The organism is Micromonospora sp. NPDC005367 (assembly GCF_040606825.1).
Lineage (GTDB): Bacteria > Actinomycetota > Actinomycetes > Mycobacteriales > Micromonosporaceae > Micromonospora.
On the sequence record NZ_JBEXFP010000020.1, the window covers coordinates 44555 to 67174 of the forward strand.

Here is a 22620-nt window from a genome sequence, read left to right on the forward strand (position 1 = left end):
CCACCCAGCCGGTCACTGAACGGTGAAGCCCTGTTCCGTGGCGTACTTCGCCACGTCCTCCTGGAGCCGGTCGGCAGCCTGCGAACCGGTGACGGAGCCCTTGATGACCTCGCTGACCTGCTTTTCCATGGCGTCGAGGTAGTACTGGCCGAAGGGGGCGTACTGGACGCCCTGGTAGGCGTCGGCGGCGGGGACGTAGACCTCCTTGTTCGCCTGCTGGCCGCCGAAGAACGCCACCTTCAGGTCGACGAAGGCGGGATCCTTGAGCGCCGTGAGGTTCAGCGGGAAGATGATCTGGTTGGTCCAGCCGTCGGTGAGCGACTCCTTGTCGGCGTAGAGCCCGTAGGCGACCTTCGCCGCCAGCTCCGGCTTCTTCGCCTGCTTGGTCACCGAGAACGCCGACCCGCCCCAGTTCACCTGCACCGGGTTGGCCGGGTCCCACTGCGGCAGCGGCGCCACCGCGAACTTGCCGGTGTCCTGGCCCTTGCCGACGCCCGCGCCGGTGAGGTAGCCGGGTGCCCACGCCGCCGAGATGTACGTCGCGTAGTTGCCGTTGATCACACCCGAGATGTACTCCGGGGTGAACTGGTTTTGCGTGCCGACCAGGCCCTTCTTGGCCAGGCCACCCCAGTAGTCCAGCACGTCCTTGGACGCCTGGTCGTTGAGCTTCACACCGATAGCGTTCGGCTGCGCCGGATCAGAGGTGAAGGGCGTGGCGCCCTTCTGGATCTGGAGCGCCATCAGGACCGCCGGGACGTTCGCGCCGAAGTCCCCGAAGAGCGGACCGCCGGCGTCCTTGACCTTCTGCGCAGCCTGCTCGTACTCGGCCCAGGTCTTCGGCGGGGTGATCTTGTACTTGTCGAAGACATCCTTGCGGTAGATCATCGCCACTGGGCCGCCGTCGACCGGGACACCGTAGACCGCCTCGCCGACCGAGACGTCCTTCCAGGCACCCTCGCTGTAGTTGGCCTTGACCGCGTCGAAGCCGTACTGCTTGATGTCGACGAGAGCGCCCTGGATCTGGAAGGTCGGGATCCGGTCCGCCTCGACCATGATCACGTCAGGCGCGCCGGTGCCCGCCGAGATGGCGGTCTGGAACTTGTCGTACTCGTCGCTGCCCTGCCCGACGTTGGTCCAGCAGACCTGCACCTCGTCGTTCTGCTTGTTGAAGTTGTCGACGACGAGTTGCATGTTGGGATACCAGCCCCACATCGTCACGGCTGGCAGGTCCTTCTTGGTGATCGTGTTCGTGCAGTTGCTCGCGTCGCTTCCGCCCCCGCCCCCGTCGGAGCAGGCGGCGAGGCCGGCGCCGGCCGCGAGCATGGCTACCGTGGCGAGAATCTGTTTCCTCTTCATTGACGTGATTCCCTTCGGGGGGTCGGGGGGATGCGCGACGTCCACACGCCGTCGTAAGGGGCTGGCGATCGACCGGGGACAGGCAGGGGGCGAACGCTCCCGGCCTGTCCTGCACGCCGATCCTCTACGCGGAACACACCCGTGCCTGGCGGGTGCCACCGGGGGCAGGAACACGTCCCGCCCCCGGTGGCGTCGCCCGCACGGGCTCCTAGCGCTTGAACAGACGCGGCGCCAGGTCGATGAGGTTCTTCTGCCACACGTCCCAACCGTGCGGCCCGGGGGTCACCCCGTCGAACTCGTAGCGGATACCGAGGTCGTTCAGCGTGCTCAGGGACGCCATGAAGCTCGGGTACACGAAGTCGGTCTGGTCGCCGACGTACAGGCGCAGCATCTTGGTCCCGTTGTTGATCGCCTCCACGTCGACGCCGGTGCCGCTACCGAACCCCGCCGAGAAGGCCGCGACGTAGGCGAACTGGCCGGGATACGTCCGGAGCACCCCCAACGCCTGCCCGCCGCCCATCGACAGGCCGGCGAGGGCCTGCTGGGACGACTCGCTCGAGATGTGGTACCGGGCGCGGGCTGTCGGGACGATGTTCTCCAGCAGCTCCCGGTTGAAGTTGGAGGAGTTGCCGTTGCCCATCACGACCACCATCGGGACCAGGTCGCCGTCGAGGAACTGGTGGTCGAGGATCTGCTTGGCGCGTCCCATCTCGACCCAGTCCGTGTAGTTCTGGCCGGCACCGTGCTGCAGGTAGAGAACGGGATACGGCTGCGCCCGGCTCGGGTCGTACCCGGGAGGCGTCCACACCAGGGCGGTGCGGTCCTGACCCGCCACGGTGCTTCGATAGGTCATGCTCTCGACCTGCCCGCCCTGACCGGCCGGCATGTCCGACAGCAGGCGGGCGCCCGCCCCCGGAATGAGGAAGGTGCTCCACGTCGGCTCGGTGGTCACTCTCGTCGGATTGGACGTGTCCTTGACCGCGACCCGGTCCACGATGAGCCGGTAGTAGTAGAACCACGGGTCCAGCGGGCCTACTGTCGCACGCCACCGGTCGCCCTCGCGGGACAGCGGCAGCCGTAGCCAGCTGCCACCCGGGGCCACGTTCGCCCAGACCGTGACGTGCTGGGCGTCGGTGAAGCCCGTGGTCGTCTCGAAGGTGACGAAGCCGTCCTCGGTGACGAACGGCGTGGGGGTGGTGCCCGCCGGCGGCGGGGCGAACTCGCCGTCCAGCTGCCCGTGACCCGGGCTCGGACCGTGGTCGGAGACGTCACGGAACAGCCGCGGCAGGAAGTCGACGAGGTTCTCCTGCCAGGTGTCCCAGTTGCCGCCACCGTCCGGGTTGACCCCGTCGAACTCGAACTCGACGCCGGCTCGGCCCAGCGCCTGCGTCAGACGGTAGGTGACGTTGTACGCGGGGTCGGTCACGTTGCCCGTGTAGAGGCGCAGCAGCTTGAGCTCGCGGTTGATCTCCTTGGCGTTCCTGCGGTCCACGTCCGGGGCCTGCAGGCCGGAGAAGGAGCCGACGTAGGCGAACTGCCGCGGCTTGGTGAGCGCCGTCGACAACGCCTCCGATCCGCCGTCCGACGCACCCGCGATCGCCTGGTTCGCCGGGTCACGGAGCACGTGGTAGCTGTCCGCGACCGCCTTGCGGAGGTCCTTCAGCTCCTTGTCGTTCGAGCTGTCGTCGTCGTTGAGCACGACCACCATCGGCTTGATGGCGCCGGCAGCCGAGAGGTTGTCGAGGATCTGCTTCGTTCGGCCGAGGTCGAGCCAGTCGGTGGTGGACTCACCATGGCCCGACTGCAGGTACAGCACCGGATAGCCCTTGCCGCCCTTGGCCACGTAACCGGGCGGGGTCCAGACCAGGGCCGACCGTTGCCCCGTCCTGGTCCGGTACGTCAGTGGCTCGACCTTGCCGCCGGTCCCCTCGGGGGCGTCGGCGAGCCAACGTGCCGATTCGCCGGGGACGAGGAAGGTGCTCCAGAGCGGCTCGGACGTCACACCGGTGCCGTTCGTGGGGTCCTTCAGGCTCTTGGTGTCGTCGCCGGTGACCTGGTAGTGGTACTGGCCGGGCTCCAGTGGACCGAGCACGCCCGACCACACGTCACCGCGGCGGGTCAGACCGAATTCCGCCCAGCTGGCGGAGGGGCCGAAGTTCCCCTCGACGACGACCTGCGACACCGCGCCCACGTGGTCCTGTACGTAGGCGGCCGGGACGCTGAACGACGCGTAGCGGTCTTCCGAGACGCCCAGCCACGGCGTGTCCGCCGCAGCGGGTTGCGGCGTGAACAGAACCGCCGCGACTGCCATGGCTCCGGTGGCGAGTGCCGCCGAGAGCCGACGCACGCCAGCATGGCGTAGGCGCCCATGGTAGGGTCCAGTTGTCACGTTCCACTCCTTTTCTGTGCCGACCGCGGATGCGACCCGACTGGCCGGCTCAACTCATCGGTGGATTTCGCTGCCGCTCTGCGTCCGTGCCTCCTTCACAGGTTCGTCGCGGACGCACCTGACGTGATCGCCCGGTGCGGCTTCGGTGTCCGATGCGACCAGGCGGCCACACCGGAGGCGTTTCAGGATCTTGTGATGCTCTTCGGCGGCGCGGTCGAGCCGCGGACCACGAGACTGGTCGGCAGCACCATCTGGCGCGGCCCCTCCCACTCGCCGGTCACCAGTGCCTTCAGCATCCGCGCGGCCTCGTATCCGAGCTGGTACATCGACTGGTCCACAGTGGTCAGCCCCGGCTCGGTCAACGCCGACTCCGGGATGTTGTCGAACCCGACGACCGAGAGGTCCCCGGGCACGGAGAGTCCCAGTTCCTTCGCCGCTTCGAGAACCTTGAGCGCCATCCCGTCGCTCGCCGCGAAGATCGCCGTCGGCCGGTCCGCCCGTTGCAACAGGGCACGCGCCAGGGGAGATGCGGACTCGGGGTTGAAATCGCCTCTGCCGATCAACGTCAGGTCGACCGGGACGCCCGCGCCGGTCAGCGCGCTCCGGTAACCCTCCTCTCGCGACCAGGCCGCCGCCAGGTTGGACCGGCCGGCGATGAACCCGATGCGCCGGTGGCCCAGGCCGAGCAGGTGCTCGACAGCGGCGGTGGCACCGGCGAGGTTGTCGGCGGTCACCGCGGGCGCTGTCGAGTGCCTCGCCGGGTCGATGGCCACGACCGGCGTCCGGCTCTGCACCTCACCCCAGGGCGTGACCACGATGCAGCCGTCGGTGAGAGTGCCCGACAGGCGGGTCAGATGCCGCTGCTCCCAGCCCTCCGAATACGACCCGTAGAGATCACTGTTGGCGTAGATGATGAGGTCGAATCCGGAGCGAGTCAGGGCCTGCATCACCCCCTTGAGCACCTCCGCCGTGTACGACTGGAAACTGTGCGTGACAAGCCCCAGGACATTTGTGCGGCTGCGCCGAAGGCTCGTCGCCACCAGGCTGGACTCGTAGCCGAGTCGCTCGATGGCTGAACGAACCTGCGCGCTCGTGTGGGCACTGACGCCGTAATGTCCGTTGACCACGCGCGAGACGGTGGCGGTGGAAACGCCGGCCGCCCGAGCGACGTCACTCATCGTTACCGGCGCATTGACTTCGGTCATGCCCGCTCTCTCTGGCCTGCAATCGTTATCGGTTACGTTTCCAGGGTGTTGTCAACGTAACCGGTAACGATTACAAACACAAGACCTCTTCGATCTCTCGCAACCCCGGTTGTGACCGCTCACCCGGAGACGCACAATGGCGCAATCAGTGACCGGCCGCTGCTGTGCACGGGCGAGCGGTCGTCACCCTCGAGGCCCCAATGCGGCAACCCGTTTCCGGTGGGTCGCGGCCCGGTAACCCGTAGGTGTGATCGTTCGTGTGGATTGATTTCGCGGTGCGGCACGGCCGGCACAAAAGCGCAATCCGGCACCACGACCACGCGTCGCGGTCACGTCAGCGCCGACCCGTACCCGTCCCCCCGCCGTCTCCGCCGAGCGCCGGCGCGCCAGCCCCGCCGCACAGGTCGCGGACTTCGGTCGTGCCCGTGTACGCCTTCGGTGTCACCGGCCGGTTCGCGTCCGCACGGATGACGAAGCTGCCGGCGAGGGTGCGGTCGTGGGCCGAGGAGCCGACGTAGACCTCGATCTCGCCAGGTTCCACGGTGTAGTTCATGTCGCGGTCGTAGAAGCCCAGCTGTCCGGTGGGCAGCTCGAATCGCACCGCCACCCGCTGACCGGCGGCGGCCGACACCCGGGCGAAGCCCTTCAGTTCCAGCACCGGTCGGGTGACCGTTGCCTGCGGGTCACGGACGTAGAGCTGGACGACCTCCTCGCCGGCCCGGTCTCCGGTGTTGGTGACCGTGACCTCGACGCCGACGCTGTCTCCGGCCCGGACCTCCGCGGCTTCCACCGTGGCCCGGTCGAGCGTGAAGGGCGCGTATCCCAGGCCGTGGCCGAAGGCGTAGCGCGGGCTGACCGGCGAATCCACGTAGTCGCCGTGCCAGTGCGACCGGCCGCCGGACACCTTGTGGCCGTAGAAGACGGGGATCTGACCCACCGTACGCGGATACGAGATGGGCAGCTTTCCGCTCGGGTTCACCTCACCGAGCAGCACCTCGGCGATCGCCTGGGCTCCGGTCTCGCCGGGCAGCCAGGCCATCAGCACCGCGGCGCACTTCTCGTGCAGGAAGTCGCTGCCGACCGGTCGACCGGCGACGAGCACCGCCACGACGGGGGTACCGGTGGCTACGACCGCGCGGACCAGGTCCTCCTGTACGCCGGGAAGGTCCAGGCTGGACCTGTCCCGCGACTCGCCCGTGGTCGCCCTGGGCGTCAGCCCCGAGCGGTCCCCCAGCACCAGCACGGCGACGTCCGCGGCGGCGGCCGCCGCGACGGCCGCGGCGAACCCTTCCGTGGACGGATCGACCACATCGCAACCCGGCACGTGGCGCAGCCGGTCGCCCAGCCGGGCCGTGAGTTCGTCCCGGACCGTGGGCACACCGTCGGTGCTCTCGTCGATCTCCAGGTCGTCCGGGATCGTCATCATCTCGCCGAGCAGGCCCCGCCGCTCGCGTGCCTCGGTCAGGGCCTCGATGTGGGCCGCGAACGAGTAGTCACCGAGCAGGTGTCGGGCGTCGTCGGCATTCGGCCCGATGAGAGCGACCCCTCCCGGCCCGGCGGGCAGCGGCAGGACACCGGCGTTCTTGAGCAGGACGAGGCTGCGGCGCGCGATCTCGAGCGCCACGTCCCGATGCCGCTGGGCGTGCACCGTCGTCAGGACCGCGCCCTCGTCGACGTACGGGTCCTCGAACAGCCCGAGTTCGAACTTGTGGCGCAGCACCCGCGAGACCGCTTCGTCCAGCCGGGCCTCGCTGACCTCGCCGGCGTCCAGGGCGTGCCTGAGCGCGTCGGCGTACGCGTCCGTCGCCGGAAGCTCGACGTCGACACCCGCGTCGAGGGCCAGCATCGCGGCTTGCTGCCTGTCCTGCGCGAAGTGGTGGTAGGAGTGGAGGTCGTTGACGGCGAAGTAGTCGGACACCACGCTGCCCGCGAAGCCCCACTGGCTGCGGAGGATGTCGGCGAGGAGTTCCCGGTTGGCGTGGCAGGGGATGCCGTCGAGCTCGTGGTAGCCGGCCATCACCGACTGGAGCCCGCCCTCGCGGACCGCCGCCTCGAACGGATACAGATACACCTCACGCAGCAGACGCGGTGGCAGCTGGGCCGGCGCCCAGTTCAACCCGCCTTCGGACGCGCCGTAGCCGACGAAGTGCTTGGCCGTCGCGAGGACGCCGTCGGTCAGGTCGGCGCCCTGGAGGCCCCGGACGAACGCCACGCCCATCCGGGCCACCAGATACGGATCCTCGCCGTAGCTCTCCTCCGTCCGGCCCCACCGCGGGTCACGGACCACGTCCAGCACCGGTGAGAGCCCCTGGTGGCTGCCCGTGGCCCGCATCTGAGCGCGAACGGCGTCCGCCAGTTGTCCGTTGAGCTCGGGCGCCCAGGTGCTCGCGACGCCGATCGCCTGCGGGAATATGGTGGCCTCGCGCGCCATCACTCCCGAGCAGACCTCCTCGTGCACGATCGCCGGGATGCCCAGCCGGGTCTCGGTCAGCAGGAACCGCTGGATCGCGTTGGCGGCACGCGCCACCTGTACCGCCTTCAGGCTGGTCGCGCCCGCGACGCGGGTCACGTGGCCCAGGCCGTGGCCGAGGATCGGCCGGGCCCGCTCCGCGGAGAACCGTCCGCCCTCCAGCACCCGGAACGCCCAGGTGCTGCCCAGTTGCGCGAGTTTCTCCTCGCGGGTCATTCGTGTCAGCAGATCCGACACTCGTTCCGCGACAGACGCTGTCGCATCGGCGTAGGTCGCCCCAGCCTCCGGCTTCACAGTGGTCATCCGGTCACCCCAATCGCCGCCACAACCTGTCTTCGGCCTCACCGGTCGGGACGCTGCATGTCCCCGGCCGCGTCCCCCGTCACGGCTGCCACCGCCCCCATGCCCGGCCATCGAGGACCATCGGTCCACTTCGGGCCGGGTCCGGCGCGGCCGCCGGCCGTAGTCGGAGCAAGGAGGATCGGGACGATCGCCCTGATCTCTGCCGGCACCGTTGCGGGGTTGCCGCGCGCCCGACGACCGCGGAGCCGATCGCTCAGGCGCGGCCCGGGCCAGACATTGATCGAGGGCAGCGCGTCCCTTAACGTAAACGTAATCGATAACGATTACATTGATCGTGACCGTAATTGATGACGGTCGAGTTGTCCAGAGCTCACACCGGCCCCACCACCCCTCGGTCCCGAGCAGCGGCGCAGATCGTGGCATCGGGATCATGCACGAAGGGAGCCACCCCCCTGAACACCCAACTCGACGATGCGCCGGAGCACCTGGCCGGCGCCGAGATCCCACGCCCCCGACGCGACGGGCTGCCGGCCCGCGCGTGGCGGAACCTGCGAGCCAAGCCCGGGTCGATGGTCCGCCGGGAGGCGTCGTGAACAGCACGCGCTTGATGCTGGACCCACGCCGGCGCGTCGCACCGGTACCGCGCCGGCTCTTCGGGTCGTTCGTGGAGCATCTGGGCCGCTGCGTCTACACCGGCATCTACGAGCCGGAGCACCCGACTGCCGACCCGGACGGGTTCCGGCGCGACGTCCTCGCGCTCGTACGGGAGTTGGGCGTCACCACGGTCCGCTATCCGGGCGGCAACTTCGTCTCCTCCTACCGTTGGGAGGACGGCGTCGGCCCGATCGACCGACGGCCGGCTCGGCTCGACCTCGCCTGGCACAGCCTGGAGACCAACGCGTTCGGGCTCGACGAGTTCATGCGCTGGGTCCGCAAGGCCGGCACCGAACCGATCATGGCGGTCAACCTCGGCACCCGCGGCACCGCCGAAGCCGTCGACCTGCTCGAATACGCCAATCACCGCGCTGGCAGCCACCTCGCCGACCAGCGCCGCGACAACGGGGCGACCGACCCGTACGGGATCAGGCTGTGGTGCCTCGGCAACGAGATGGACGGCCCGTGGCAGGTGGGCGCGCGGAGCGCACCCGAGTACGGGCGCCTCGCCGCGCAGACCGCCAAGGCCATGCGCCGTTTCGATCCCGCCCTCGAACTCATCGCCTGCGGGTCGTCACACATGGGCATGCCCACCTTCGGCAGCTGGGAACGCGACGTTCTCACCGAGGCGTACGACGACATCGACCTGATCTCCCTGCACGCCTACTACCAGCCGGTCGACGACGACCTGCCCAGCTTCCTCGCCTCCGCTGTGGAGATGGACAGGTACATCGACGCCGTCACCGCCATCGCCGACTCCGTCGGGGCGATCCGCCGATCCAGCAAGAAGATCATGATCGCGTTCGACGAGTGGAACGTCTGGTACCAGTCCGCCGCGCCGTCGACGCCGCCCAGCGGCGAGGACTGGCCGGTCGCACCGCCGTTGCTGGAGGATCACTACAGCGTGGCCGACGCCGTCGTCGTCGGCGGCCTGCTCATCAGCCTGCTCCGGCACAGCGACCGGGTCACTGCGGCCTGCCAGGCCCAGCTGGTCAACGTCATCGCACCGATCATGACCGAACCGGGCGGATCGGCCTGGCGCCAGACCATCTTCCACCCCTTCGCCCGCACCGCCCGGCACGCCCGCGGAGCCGTCCTCGACGTACTCCGTGACGGCAGCACGACGACCACCGACCGGCACGGCGAGATCGATGCGGTGGACGCGGTCGCCACCTGGGACGACACCGCCGGCGAGATGGCCGTGTTCCTGGTCAACCGTGCCCTGGCCGCACCCGCCGAGGTGACCGTCGACCTCAGCGGCGCCGAGGTGCGCGGGATCATCGAGTGCGTGACCGTCGGCGGCACCGACCTCGACGCGAGGAACACCGCCGACGGCCCGGACCACGCCGCCCCCCGCCCCAACGACACGGTACGGCGGGTCGGCTCCGAGATCCGGCTGACCGTCCCGCCCGCGTCCTGGAACCTGGTGCGGTTGACGGTCGGCCCCGGCGAGCCCATGAACACCTGACCGGCCGTCCGCCTGGGCGGCACGGTCGGCCCGGCCGGCCGAGCCGGTCCCGGCGCGCAGCAGTGCCGGGCGTGGCCGGCACTGCCACGAGGCGCGCCGTCCCTCGCACGGCGCCGAGGTGACATGCCCCGGCCGCCCACTCCCGGTGTGACCGGGGGTAAGCGGCCGGGGCTTCCTCGCCGGGGCTAGGAGGTCGGCACGGTGCCCGGTGTCACTGGGCGCCGACCGGTGTGCTCTGCGAACCGTTGAAGAGCTTGTCGCCCTGGTAGTGGGCGACGACCGGGGCGTCGAGCTCGCCGTTGAGCGTCTTCTTCAGCCGGGCGACTCCCTTGTGCACCGGAGCGGAGCCGAGGTACGTGTCGCCGGCGTAGAAGTCGACCTTGCCGGAGGTGGCGGCCATGCTGGTGCTGACCGCGTCCACCGTCGCGGTGGCGGTGACCTTGGTGTTGTGCGAGGCGCCCGCGGGCGCGGTCTCGACGTCGAGGCCGGTCGTGGTGGTGCGGAACGCCAGGTCGCGCAGGTAGTGGTTCAGCAGCGGGCGCCAGACGTGCCAGGTGTGCACGCCGGGCACGTTGTACTCGTCGAGTTCGACGCCGGCGGCCCGCAGGGCGGCGGCGTTCCGCTGCGAGTTCTCGGCGATGTTGCCCAGGCGGTCCTGGAGCCCGGTGCCGATCATGATGCCGCCGGTCACCGCCTTCATGCGGTCGAGCTGCGCCTGGTTGGCGGCCGGTCCGCCGGCGCTCCAGGCCGCGTGGTAGCCGAACAGGTCGGTGTGGTTGTACATGAGGGTGTATGCCCGGCTGCCACCTGCGGAGAAGCCGCCGAACGCCCGGTCCTGCGGGCGGGTGGAGACGTGGTAGTTCTGCTCGACGAACGGGAAGATGTTGTTGCGCAGCTCGTTGACGTAGCCCTCGTTGCCGCCGGGAAGGCCGTTGAAGTCGGTGGACACGATCACCATCGGCTCCACGGCCCGATCCTTGATCGCGTTCTCCAGGATGAGGTGGGCCACGCCCTGCATCGTCCAGGCGGTCGAGTGGTCACCACCGCCGTGGCTCAGGTACAGGGTCGGGTACGGCTTGGCCCGGTTGGGGTCGTAGCCGTGCGGCAGGTAGACGACGATGTCGTGCACCCCCGCCGGGTTGGTCGACAGCGGCGAGGTGTACCGCCGGGTCTCCAGCGTGCCGAGCTTGCCGACCGGCGCCTGGTAGCCGGTGTCGTACGTCGGGAACTTGTTGCTGGTCGGGACGTAGATGGTGCTGCGTACGGCACCGGGCGCGCCCGGGTACTGCGGTTGGATCTGCCACGGGTTGGCGGGGTCGTCGTGCAGGGTGCAGCCGGTGGCGAGTTCGTTGCTGCAGTCGTGGGTGAACGCGTAGCGGAAGGAGCCCGCGGGCAGCGGTGTGGTGAACGTCCACACCCCGTCGGGGCCCTTCTGCATGGCCTGGATGTGCCACGGGGTGGCCGCGACGTCGCCCGGCTGCCACTCGGCGGGTGGCCGGGCGTCGCCGCAGTCCTGGCATTGGATGTTCTCCGGCCGCGAGTAGAACCAGTCGCCGTAGATGTGGACCTGCTGGACATCCGCGGGCGCCCGGTACCTGAAGGTGACCGAGTACCCGGTCGGCGGCTGGTCGGTCCGGATGACGGTCGGCCCCACGGGTGCGGGTGGGGCGGCCGACGCCGCAGGGGCGGCGACCGATGCGGCCGCGACGGTGACGGTGGCGAGCAGTGCGAGCATCAGCCGCCGTCTCGGCGCCGGCGTCAGGGGACGGGGAGGTGCAACGGGCATGTTCCTGCTCCCTCTTCGGCTTGTGGTCAGACCGCATCGAGCGGCCGACCGACCATTCGATGGTGAGGTGAACGGATACCAGTGACGAGCGATGCCGCCATGTGAGCGTTAACATCGTTCCCTGCCAAAAATATAACCATGAGTTTGATTGCCGGTCAATGCCTGTCGAGGAAATCGCTTTGTCGAATCGCAAGGAATGCAATTAGGACAAGCAGAATCGGCGCCAGAAGTGCTGGCGCGCAGATTCGTCCCCAGGTTTTGGTCGTTGGAGCAATCAAGAGCCGTCGGTTATCGCCACGAAGCGCTTGACGGGAGCTACCTGTCGGCGCGCTATTCCATTCCTGGTTCCAACCTCCCATCGACCCGCCGGGGAATGACCCGGTATTCATCTCGCAGTTCCTCGGGCAGGATCCATTCCGGAGCGTCCTGCCACGCCATCGGACGAAGGAATCGACGGAGCGAGGTGGCGCCCACCGAGGTGTGCACCGCGTTGGTCGACGGCCAGGGCCCACCGTGTTGCTGGGCCCACGAGACGCGAACCCCGGTGGGATAACCGTCGAAGACGATGCGACCAACACGGGCGGCCAGCACGTCGACCAGCCGGCGCACCACCGCGGCGTCGTCGCCGGCCACGCTGTGGATGGAGCCGGTGAGCGACGGCGGCACCGTCGCGAGCGCGACGTCCAGCTCGGCGACCTCGCCGTACCGGACCACGACCATGAGCGGGCCGAAGCACTCGTCGGCGATCTCGGCGGTCAGGTCCGGCAGACCGACCTCCAGGAGAGCCGGCGGAACGATGAATCCCGCACCCGGTTGGACCTGGGGCCGTGCGGACACCCGCGCGCCGGCGCGCTCGAACGCCGCGGCCCGGTTCACGAACGCGTCACGGACGCGCTCGTTCAGCAGGACCGCGCCGCCCGCGGAGGCCACCCTTGACCGCAGGGTGTCGACGAGCTGGTCGCCACCCGGATCCGACGGGATGAAGGCCAGCCCGGGCTTGGTGCACAACTGGCCGCCCGAGCCGGTGAAGGAGGCGAACAGCCCCTCGGCGATCCGGTCGCCCCGGTCGGCGGCCGCCGCGGGCAGGACCACTATCGGATTCACGCTGCTCAGCTCGGCGTACAGGGGAATCGGATCGGCTCGTTCGTCGATGGCCGCCTGGATGGCCCGGGCGGCGCCGAGGGAACCGGTCAGGGCCGCCGCGCGGACCAGGGGGTGGCGCACCAGCGAACGGCCGGCCTGCTCCCCGTACACGAGCGCGATCACACCGTCAGGGCCGCCCATACCGCTGACGGCCGACTCGATCGCCTCGCCCGAGGCGTGCGACGTCAGCGGGTGGGACGGGTGGGCCTTCACGAGGACGGGACAGCCGGCGGCGAGCGCGGAGGCGGTGTCGCCGCCGGCGACCGAGAAGGCGAACGGGAAGTTGCTGGCGCCGAAGACGGCCACCGGCCCGAGGGGCACGAGCATGCGCCGCAGATCCGGGCCGGGCCCGAGCGGGGTGTCGGCGGCGTGGTCGATCATTGCCTCGAGGTACCCGCCGTCGCGCAGCACGTCCCCGAACAACCGGAACTGGACGGCCGCCCGGGTGACTTCCTGATCGAGGCGTGCACGGCTCAGTCCCGTCTCCGCCTCCGCGGTCGCGACCAGTTCCGCGCGGCGGGACTCCAGTGACTCGCCGATCGCGTCCAGCATCGCGGCTCTGCCGAGTCTCCCCAGACCGGACAGCCACCGCGCCGCCCGGGACGCCTGGCCGGCGATCGTCTCCAGCCGGGCATCGCCGGTCTCGGTGAGGTCGGTCGAGCGGCTCCGGCCGTCGCGCGGGTCGACTGTGGTCACCACGTTCACAGCAGTCCCCTCCTGACGAGGTTTCCCATGAGGTCCCGGACGCCGAACTGCCAGGGCGCGCACTCCTCCGCGTGCCGCACCCGGTTGACCAGGGTGCCGAGCGCCGGGCAGCTGATCCGGACCACGTCGTCGAGTTTGTGGGTGAACCCGTCACCGGGGCGGTCCCGGTCCTGGACGGGCGCGAACATGGTCCCGAGCATCAGGACGGCTCCGTCGGGATACTGGTGGTGCGGGCCGATCAACTGCCGCACCAGCGCTTCCGGTTCGCGCGACATCCGGGACATCTCCGAGACCGCCTCCAGCTGGAAGCCGTCCGCGCCCTGGACCTGCAGGCGCACCTCGAGCTCGCGCACCCGTTCCAGGCCGAACCGCTCGTCGAAAAGCCGGATCAAGGGGCCGAGCGCACAGGAGGCGTTGTTGTCCTTCGCTTTGGGCAGCAGCAGCGCCGAGCGCCCCTCGACATCCCGCAGGTTCACGTCGTTGCCGAGGGTGGCGCCGACGATCCGGCCGCTGGACGCGACGATGAGAGCGACCTCGGGCTCCGGGTTGTTCCAGGTCGACGCGGCGAGCACGCCGACCGGGACCGCGGTGCCGACGGCGGAGAGGATCTGACCCTTGGTGAAGATCTCCGCGTCCGGTCCGATTCCCACCTCCAGGTACTGGCTCCAGACGCCCTCGGCGACCAGCAGACTCTTCAGCCGCTCCGCCTCCGCCGAGCCGGAGACCAGGCCGTGCAGGTCGACACCGATGTCAGCGAGCATCCGGTGACGGATGTCCGCCGCCAGCGCGAGGTCTCCCCTGGCCCGCTCCTCGATGACGCGTTCGATCATCGAGACCGGGAAGGTCACCCCGGCGGCCTTGAGCGCCTGAAGATCGACCGGGGCGAGCAGCCAGGGCTGGCCGGGGTCGCGGGTCTCGGCGCCAGTGTTGGCCAGGATCTCCCCGAATCCGCCCACCCGCCGTCCGTCGAGCCCGGCGACCACCGCGGCGGGATCGGGAAGCTCGCAGATGTCGCGGACCGTCGGGAACCGGTGACTGACGTCGAAGACCTCGCCGTCGCGTACGACCACCGGTGACGGTCCATCGACCGACGGGTCCCAGATCCGGCCGACGAGCACGCTCTGTTCGCCGTCGTACGGCAACGCGTCGGTGGCGGTCGCGCACCATTGCGGCTCGGCGGCCCGGGGACGTGGCACGGTCATGAGCCGCTCTCCAGGTTGAAGAACGACCGCTCGTCGCGCGGACGAATGTCGTAGACGGCGTCACGGAACATGCGCATCGGGTGCGGTGTGAACGGGTGGCGCTCGATCGCGTCGAGGTCGACCTCGATGCCCAGGCCGATCCCGGTCGGTATCAGCAGGTCACCGTCGTCGGTCAGCACCAGCCGTTCGTTGGTGATCTCGGGGCGCCAGGGTACGTCCGTCGCCATGATCTCCAGGTACCGGAAGTTGGGCAGCGTCGCGCCGAGCTGGAGCGTCGCGGCCGTACTGAGCGGACCGCTCGGGTTGTGCGGCGCGAATCCCACATAGCTGGTCGAGGCGAGCGTCGAGATGAAGGCGAGCTCGGCGATCCCGCCGGCGTGCGTCACGTCGGGTTGGACGAAGTCGACCGCCTGGCGGGCGAGCGCCGGCGCGAAGCCCTGCCGACCGTACCACCGCTCCCCCGCGGCGATGGGCACGGGCGAGGCACGGCGGATGTCGACCAGTGCGTCGAGGTTGTCCGGCGGGCACGGCTCCTCGAACCACACCGGGTCGAACTGCGCGATCTCCTTCGCGATCTTGATCGCGTGACGCACGTCGAACCGGCCGTGTCCCTCGATGAACAGTTCGACCTCGCGGCCCACCGCAGCGCGGACGGCGTCGATCTGGGCGAGCACCCGGTCCAGCTGCTGGGTCGTGATGGTCAGGTCGTAGTTCTCGAACGGATCCCATTTGAGGCCACGGAAGCCGGTCTCCACCGTCTTGCGTGCGGCGGCCGCGTAGTCCTCCGGTGTGACGGCACCCGAGAACCAGCCGTTCGCGTACGCGCGCACGCGATCCCTCGTCGCACCGCCGAGCAGCCGCGAGACGGGGACGCCGAGGTCTCGGGCCGAGATGTCCCACAGCGCCATCTCCAGCGAGCTCAACGCGGTCATGACGACCGGCCCGCCACGCCAGTACCAGTCTCGCGCGAGCTCGTAGAGGATCTTCGAGATCTTCGTGGGGTCCAGGCCCACCACTGCTTCCGCGACTTCGGCGATCGCGCCCAGGACGGCCCGTTCCTTGCCTTCCAGGGTGGCCTCACCGAGCCCGACGATGCCCTCGTCGGTGTGGACGCGAACGATGACGAGGTTGGTGCGGTAGAAGTCGACGACCAGCGTGTCGACGGAGATGATCTTCATTTGTCGGGTCAACCCTTCACCGCGCCGGCGGTCATGCCGGACACGACGTACTTCTGCGCCAACAGGTAGAAGGCGACGGCGGGCAGCGTGAACAGGAAGGCGACGGCCATCACCGTCTGGATCGGTGTGCCCAGCTCGCCGATGAAGTTCGCGATCCCGACGGAGGCCGGCTGCAGCTCCGGGGTGAAGACGAACGTCACCGCGAACACGTACTCGTTCCAGGCGTGGAAGAAGGCGATGACCGCGGTCGCCGCGATCGACGGGGCGATCAGCGGCACGTTGATACGGGTCAGGATGGTGAACGGCCGTGCGCCGTCGGCGCGTCCCGCCTCCTCCAGTTCCTTCGGGATGCCGTCGATCGCGCCCTTGAGGATCAGCGCGACGATCGGCAGGACGAACGCCGAGTTCACCAGGACCAGGCCGGTCAGCGAGTCGAGCAGGTCGAAGCGGCGGAACAGCGCGAACAGCGGCACCACCATCAGCGCCTCGGGCAGCATCTGGGTGAACAGCAGCACCACGGTCAGCACGGCCTTGCCCCGGAACGAGAACCGGGACAGCGCGTAGCCGAGCGGGATCCCCAGGCCGACGGAGAGGACCATCGTGCCGACGGCGATCACCAGGCTGTTGAGCAGCCACCCGGCCGCCTTGCCCTCGGCCAACGCGTCGACGAAGATCCCGAACCGGCCGAGGTCCGGCATCAGCCGGGGCCGTTCGGCGAACAGGTCGCTGTTGCTGGACAGTGCAGTGACGAGCATCCAGTACAGCGGGAACACCGCGATGCCCAGTACGACGAGCACGGCGACGATCCGCGCGGTGAGGCCGACGCGCAAGCGCCTCATCGGACGTTCTCCTTCTCCACGGCGCGAGCGACCAGTCGGCTGCCGGTGATGACGATGAGCGAGATGATGACGCCGACCATGCCGATGGCCGCCGCCGAGCCGAGTTCCTTCGAGTCGAAAGCCTGCGAGTAGAGGTCGATGACGAGGGTCTCGGTCGCACCGACCGGTCCGCCCTTGGTCATGAGCCAGATCAGCTCGAACCGCCGCAGCGACCAGATCGTCATGAGCAGGGCCAGCAGTCCGACGGTCGGCTTGATGACCTGCCAGGTGACGGCGCGGAAGCTCGCCCACCGCCCGGCGCCGTCCATGGTCGCGGCCTCGTTCAGATCCTGCGGAACGGCCTGCAGAGCGGAGAGCAGCACCACCGAGGTGAACGGAAAGAGCTGCCAGATGGTCGTCGCGAGCACCGCCGGGAGCGCGTACCGGGGACTGTCCAGGATCGCGCCGCCGGGTACGCCGAGGCCCACCGCGTCGAGCAGCCGGTTGACGATGCCGTACTGCGCGTTGAGCATCCAGGTCGCGATGAGCGCGACCGCGATACCGGGGGCGGCCCAGGGAATGGTCACCAGCGCCCGAGCCACGCCCCGGCCGCGGAATCCCCTGTTGAGCAGGAGCGCGACGACGAGCCCGGCGCCGACCGCGCCGACGACGCAGGCGACCACGTAGACGAAGGTGATCAGCAGGGTGTGCCGGAAGTCCGGGTCACCGAAGATGCGGTTGAAGTTGTCGAGTCCCACCCACTCGCTGCGGGTGGGATTGAGCAGCGACGTTCGCGTGAAGCTGAGGTAGATCTCCTGGAGGAGCGGTACCGCCTGGAAGACGAGGATGAACAGGGCGGCGGGTCCCAGGAACAGGTACGGCGTCCACTTGCTGCCGAGCGGGCTGCGCCGGCGCCGTGCCCCGGGGCCGCGCGTCGTTCCCGGTGCTCTCGTTTGATCGAGCACAGTCATCGGGTGTGATCCTTCGGGGTAGGACGCCGCCGGCGGGGCCGACCCTCACGCCGGCGGCGTCGTCCTGTCGAGCTGTCAGCCGACCAACTCGGTCGCCTGCTGCTGGGCTCGATCGAGCGCGGACTTCAGGTCGGCCTTGCCCTGCAGTGCCGCGATCACGTTCTGCACAACGACCTTGCGGATGTCCGGCGTCTTCGCCTCGAAGCCGAGCACGATCTGCGGCAGGCTGGTCTCGGTGAGCTCGTCGAAGACGGTGAGGAACGGGGTCTTCTCGAGCGTCGCCGCACTGCGCTGCGTGGTGGTGGCGACGCTGCTCGCGCCGAGAATCTCCTGCAACTTGACCTGGTTCTGCGGCTCCAGCACCCACTTGATGAACGTGGCCGCCGCGTCCTTGGCCGGGCTCGCCTCGTTGATCACGATCGGCGCGAGGATCGCGCCCTGCTTGCGCACCGGGAAGGGGATGGGCGCGACGTTGAAGTTCAGCTGCGGGTTCTGGCCGCGCGTCGCGGTCACGTACCCACCGTTGTTCAGCTCCATCCCGACTTTGCCCTCGGCGAACATCCGCCGGAACGTCGCCGCGTCCGCGCCGCGCGGGATCACATTCGCGTCGTAGAGGTCCTTGTACGCCTGCAGGCCCTTGAGGTTCTCGGGCGAGTTGATCGTCAGGTTCTTGCCGTCGGACCACGCGCCGCCGAAGCCGTAGACGTAGTTGAAGATGTCCTGCCAGACGCCGGCCTCCTCGGCCTCGGTCTGGCGGAACGCCAGGCCGAACACGTCGCCCTTGGTCAGCGACTTCGCCGTGGCGGTGAACTGCTCGTAGGTGGTGGGGGGCGTCGGGATCAGGTCCGCGTTGTAGAACATCGCGTAGTTCGACGCCTCGAAGATGATGCCGTGCCGGACACCGTCGTGGACCATGAACTGGTCCGGCTGCTTGAGCAGGTCGTACTTGCCCGCGTCGACCAGCTTGTCCAGCGGCGCGATGAGGCCGGCGTCCGCGGCGGCCTCGAATTCGGGCATGTCGAAGCGGACCAGGTCGGGACCCTTGCCGCTGCCCATCTGCGTGAGCACCGTCTGACCGAAGGTCGGGTACGGCACCGCGGCGGCGGAGACCTGAACCTTGTCCTGGCTCTTGTTGAACTCGTCGAGCCACGCCGTCAGTTGCGGGCCTCGGCCCGGGTCGCCGAAGGTCGAGGCAGCGAAGGTCAGCTTCGCGACGCCGTCACTGGAACCGCCGTCGGAGCCACAGCCAGTCAGAAGAGCGGTGACCAGGCCGAGGGCAGATACCGCCCCGGCGACGCGGAGGCGGAGGGGTCTCTTGTTCATCGTTACTCCCCTGCAACAGGTCAGAGTCGTCGAGATTAAATTTGCAACGATCGTAGCGACATGTGCAACGCTGTCAAGTGGCGGTTGCATGTGGAGCGAACTAACATTGCGCATGTTGCAATATCAGCGGCGGCAGGGCGCCGCCGCGCGAGGGGAGACTTCGCCTTGTCGCAATCGATTCGCCGCGCGATCGACCTGATCCGTCGCTCCGCAGAGCACCCGCTGTCACTCACCGAGGCGGCGGACGTGCTGGGCGTCCACAAGTCCACAGCCCTGCGGATCCTGCAGACGTTGGAGTCCGCGCGCTTCGTCCGCCGGACCGGCGCGGGAACGTACGTGCTCGGCAGCGGCCTCATCGAACTGTCGGAGCTCGCGCTCGGTTCGATGGACCTGCGCCAGTTCGCCGCCACACACCTGCGCGTGCTGCAGCGCGAGACCGGCCACACCGTGCACCTGGCGCAGTTGACCGGCGACGAGATCATCTACATCGACAAGGTGGACAGCCCGGCGTTCGACGCCGTCAAGTTGCCGTCCCGGGTGGGGCGCGCGGTGTCGATCTACGCGAGCGCCGTCGGCAAGACCATCCTGGCCTACCTGCCCACGGAGGAACGTGACAGGCTGCTTTCCCACGTCTCCTTCGAGCGGTTCACCGACACCACCTTCGCCGACCGCGACTCCCTCGAAGCCGAACTCGCCCGCATCCGCGAGCACGGCTGGGCCACGGACAACGGCGAGCACGACGCGTACGTGATGTGCGTCGCCGCGCCGGTCAGGGATTCACGCGGACGGGTCATGGCGGCCGCCTCGATCACCGCGATCGAGGTCATCTCGAACCTCGACGAACTGAAGAGCAGTCTTCCACTCCTCCTGGAGACCGCGAACCGGATCTCGCATGAGCTCGGCTACACGCCTCCGCCCCCGACGGATCGTGGTCTTTCCGACGCCCGACGACCAGCTGGTCAGCGTACGCCGGCAGACGTTCGAACCGAGTCGATGGACCTGAACGCCTGACCGCGGACGGTCAGGTCGGCGGCGGCCCGGTGATGCCGAGCCGCCGCCACCGTCACGACGATCAGCCGCAGGAACGGGCGGCGTAGCCCGCCGTGAACGACGCCGACACCGGCTCGCCGTCGCGGGTCGCCGTGGCCTGCACCGTCACCTCACCCGCCGGCACGCCGGCCGCCCCGCTGGGGAACGACCGCAGCTTCTCCTTGCCGGGCGGCACCGCCCCGAACGGCCGCGTCCCGTACGCCGACTCCGCCGAGGCCGACACGTGGACCGCCTCGTTGTTCGTCGCCCGTACCGTGACCATCACCTTCTCGCCGACGCACCGGGTGTCCGCGGTCACGGACAGGTCCAGCGGCGGTACGGCCTCGAACGACCAGGAGTCGATCTCGAAGAGGTCCTCGCCGGCCGGGCCACGGTAGGTGAAGTAGACGTCGTGCACGCCCGACGCGCCCTGAAGGTCGGCGCTCACCTCGGCCCACTCGCCGGTCGGCGTGTCGACCGGGATGGCGCCGACCACCGGGCCCGCCACGTCGTCCAACCGCACCTCGACGCGCCCGCCGGCGGCCAGCGCACGCACCTTCGCCGTCACGCTGGCCGCACCGTCGGTGCCGAAGTCGACCGACGACAGCGCAGTCCAGTCCCCGTCGTCGATGTCACGCACCACCAGGTTCGGTGCCGCGGCGCCGAACTCGGCGGAGGCGCCGTCGACCTTCGCGGTCGCGATGCCCTTGCTCCAGCCCAGGGTCTCCGCCTCGAACACCCGGTAGGGGTCGAAGTCGCGCACCTGGTCGACGCCGGCGTAGTCACCGACGACCTGCTGGATCGTGCCGTCCGGGTTGAACGTCAACTCCTGCAGGTGGGGGCTGCGGTAACCCTGGGTGGTGTCGCCGTTGATCCGCTTGTTCAGCGTCGGGGCGTGGTACGTGAAGTAGTACTTGCCCTCGAACTCGAACACCGACTGGTGGTTGTTGCCGCCCGTGCCGGCGCCGAAGAACTGCGACTGGTTGGGGAACAGCACACCGGCGTAGGTCTCCTTCGGCCACGACATCGGGTCGTCGGAGATCATGTAACCGATCTGGCCGCCGCCGGGGTAACCGGGCACGCGCGGCTGGTTGCCGCCGAAGTCGTTGCCGCCGAAGTGCGAGGAGTACGAGAAGTAGTACTTGCCCTCACGCTTGAACACATGACCCGCTTCGAAGGCGACCGGAGCGTCGACCACGACCGCGGATCCCTCGGTGGTGACCATGTCGTCGCCCAGCTTGATCCCCCGCAGGTTCTTCGGGTTGTTGAACCGCTCGACCGGCGGCAGGCTCGTCGACGCCGGGCCGCCACCGAAGTAGAGATACGCCTGGCCGTCGTCGTCCACCAGCGGTGCCGGGTCGAACTTCCAGGCGACGTCGCCCGCGCCGGGAGTGCCACCGTTGATCAGGGTGCTGGTGCGTTCGCTGGTCCACGGTCCGACCGGTGAACTGCCGGTGATCACGTTGCTCGACCCGCCACCGTTGGCGTAGTAGAGGAAGAACTTCTCCTGCCCGTTCACCACCTGCTTGGCCATGCCGGGCGCCCACGAGTTGCCGGTGAACGGGGCCACACCGTTCGGGCCGGCCACCTGGATCTCGCCGTGGTCTGTCCAGTTGACCAGGTCGGTGGAGGAGATGACGGTGATCTGGTTGATGTCGCCGTAGTTGATGCCCGGGGAGACACCGGTGGACGGGTTGGGGGCGTACCCCTGGGTGTCGTTGGTCATGTAGAGGTAGACCCGGCCGTCGTGCACGAAGCCGAACCCGTCGGCGCCGAACTTGTGCCCGATGAGTGGGTTGTGCTCGCCGGGGAGCTTGCCGACGACCTCGATGGTCTTCGACGGCGTGTACTCCTGGACCATCACGTCGTCGACCTTGAAGTCCATGAGGTGGGTGTCCGGCGCGCTCGACGGGTTCGACGTCCACGGCGTCTCGACGAAGATCCGCGCAGTGCTGACGTTCTGCCCGGCGGGAATCGTGAAGGTGCCCTGGATGAGTCCCCACTGGCCACGCGGCACGGTCACCGTGCCCAGGTTGGTGTACGTGGCGCCGCCGTAGTGCATGGTGACGAAGAACTGCTTGGTCGACGGGCTGCTCGGGTTCTCGTACTTCACCTCGGCTGTGACCAGGTAGGTCTTACCGGCCTGCACCTTGCCGGAGACGTCCTGCATCGGACCGGAGCCGGTCGTGCTCCGGTTGGTGACGAGCACCGCGCTCGTACCGGAGTGGGCGTCCGTGGTGGTCGACAGCGTGGCGGTGTCGGCGGCGTTGCCGTCGTTGGCGAACCAGCCGGCGAGGCCTTCCTCGAACCCGCCGTTCACGACGAGGTTCGAGCCGGCCGCTTGGACGGGCGCCGCCGCGACGGCGCCGGATCCCACCACCAGTGCGACGACCGCCGCGACGGCGGTGATCCGCCGTCGGGTCGATCTCAGCAGACGATGTTCCACGACACTTCCTCCTTCATCTGAGAGGTGAACCGGGAAACGGTTCGTGGGTGCCCGGTGTCGGTTGCGGTACGGCCCGGAGCGACTCCGGTCGCTCCAGCGGCCCTCGTCGGGGTGCGCTGGCCGGCTCGACCGGGGTCAGGGGTGCGTTGCAGAGCGGGGCGGCCCGATCCGGCC

At 69.1% G+C, this 22620-nt stretch carries 15 protein-coding genes; 3 read left to right on the plus strand and 12 right to left on the minus strand.

Annotated elements, in window-relative coordinates; all coding sequences use genetic code 11:
• Positions 1-12: 12 nt before the first annotated feature.
• From ABZS42_RS16410 to ABZS42_RS16425, 4 genes are all read right to left on the minus strand, one after another.
• Positions 13-1356 carry an extracellular solute-binding protein gene (locus tag ABZS42_RS16410; protein ID WP_355145981.1) on the minus strand — a complete coding sequence of 448 codons (1344 nt, stop codon included), beginning with the start codon at positions 1354-1356 and terminating at the stop codon, positions 13-15.
• Positions 1357-1564: 208 nt separating this feature from the next.
• Positions 1565-3703 carry an alpha/beta hydrolase-fold protein gene (locus ABZS42_RS16415; RefSeq protein WP_355145983.1) on the minus strand — a complete coding sequence of 713 codons (2139 nt, stop codon included), beginning with the start codon at positions 3701-3703 and terminating at the stop codon, positions 1565-1567.
• Between the two features lie 224 nt (positions 3704-3927).
• Complete coding sequence (locus ABZS42_RS16420) at positions 3928-4950, minus strand: LacI family DNA-binding transcriptional regulator (protein ID WP_355145985.1); 1023 nt, start codon at positions 4948-4950, stop codon at positions 3928-3930.
• A gap of 334 nt (positions 4951-5284) precedes the next feature.
• On the minus strand, positions 5285-7636 hold the full coding sequence (locus ABZS42_RS16425) for a glycoside hydrolase family 3 N-terminal domain-containing protein (protein ID WP_355145987.1): 2352 nt from the start codon (positions 7634-7636) through the stop codon (positions 5285-5287).
• 503 nt (positions 7637-8139) lie between these two features.
• Here ABZS42_RS16425 and ABZS42_RS16430 point away from each other — a divergent pair.
• Both ABZS42_RS16430 and ABZS42_RS16435 read left to right on the plus strand, forming a co-directional pair.
• On the plus strand, positions 8140-8316 hold the full coding sequence (locus ABZS42_RS16430; protein ID WP_355145989.1) for a hypothetical protein: 177 nt from the start codon (positions 8140-8142) through the stop codon (positions 8314-8316).
• Complete coding sequence (locus ABZS42_RS16435) at positions 8313-9845, plus strand: alpha-N-arabinofuranosidase (RefSeq protein ID WP_355145991.1); 1533 nt, start codon at positions 8313-8315, stop codon at positions 9843-9845. The genes ABZS42_RS16430 and ABZS42_RS16435 overlap by 4 nt, the downstream gene beginning before the upstream one ends.
• Positions 9846-10056: 211 nt before the next feature.
• On the opposite strand, the gene ABZS42_RS16440 is transcribed toward ABZS42_RS16435, so the two are convergent.
• The 7 genes from ABZS42_RS16440 to ABZS42_RS16470 all read right to left on the minus strand — a co-directional run bounded on the left by ABZS42_RS16440 (position 10057) and on the right by ABZS42_RS16470 (position 18971).
• The gene (locus ABZS42_RS16440; RefSeq protein WP_355145993.1) at positions 10057-11631 is read right to left on the minus strand and encodes an alpha/beta hydrolase-fold protein; all 1575 of its coding nucleotides are present in this window, start codon (positions 11629-11631) and stop codon (positions 10057-10059) included.
• 330 nt (positions 11632-11961) lie between these two features.
• Positions 11962-13479 (minus strand): aldehyde dehydrogenase (NADP(+)), encoded by a 1518-nt coding sequence (locus tag ABZS42_RS16445; RefSeq protein ID WP_355145995.1) that lies wholly within the window; start codon positions 13477-13479, stop codon positions 11962-11964.
• Positions 13476-14681 carry a fumarylacetoacetate hydrolase family protein gene (locus ABZS42_RS16450; protein WP_355145997.1) on the minus strand — a complete coding sequence of 402 codons (1206 nt, stop codon included), beginning with the start codon at positions 14679-14681 and terminating at the stop codon, positions 13476-13478. Before ABZS42_RS16450 ends, ABZS42_RS16445 begins: the two co-directional genes overlap by 4 nt.
• On the minus strand, positions 14678-15859 hold the full coding sequence (locus tag ABZS42_RS16455; protein WP_355145999.1) for a mandelate racemase/muconate lactonizing enzyme family protein: 1182 nt from the start codon (positions 15857-15859) through the stop codon (positions 14678-14680). The genes ABZS42_RS16450 and ABZS42_RS16455 overlap by 4 nt, the downstream gene beginning before the upstream one ends.
• An 8-nt stretch (positions 15860-15867) precedes the next feature.
• Complete coding sequence (locus ABZS42_RS16460; protein WP_355146001.1) at positions 15868-16698, minus strand: carbohydrate ABC transporter permease; 831 nt, start codon at positions 16696-16698, stop codon at positions 15868-15870.
• Entirely contained in the window at positions 16695-17648 is a 954-nt protein-coding gene (locus tag ABZS42_RS16465; RefSeq protein ID WP_355146003.1) for a sugar ABC transporter permease, read from the minus strand. Before ABZS42_RS16465 ends, ABZS42_RS16460 begins: the two co-directional genes overlap by 4 nt.
• A 75-nt stretch (positions 17649-17723) precedes the next feature.
• The gene (locus ABZS42_RS16470) at positions 17724-18971 is read right to left on the minus strand and encodes a sugar ABC transporter substrate-binding protein (RefSeq protein ID WP_355146005.1); all 1248 of its coding nucleotides are present in this window, start codon (positions 18969-18971) and stop codon (positions 17724-17726) included.
• A gap of 60 nt (positions 18972-19031) precedes the next feature.
• Here ABZS42_RS16470 and ABZS42_RS16475 point away from each other — a divergent pair, with 60 nt between their 5' ends.
• Entirely contained in the window at positions 19032-19982 is a 951-nt protein-coding gene (locus tag ABZS42_RS16475) for an IclR family transcriptional regulator (protein ID WP_355146007.1), read from the plus strand.
• Positions 19983-20043: 61 nt separating this feature from the next.
• On the opposite strand, the gene ABZS42_RS16480 is transcribed toward ABZS42_RS16475, so the two are convergent.
• Positions 20044-22446 (minus strand): family 43 glycosylhydrolase, encoded by a 2403-nt coding sequence (locus tag ABZS42_RS16480; RefSeq protein ID WP_355146009.1) that lies wholly within the window; start codon positions 22444-22446, stop codon positions 20044-20046.
• Positions 22447-22620: the final 174 nt, after the last annotated feature.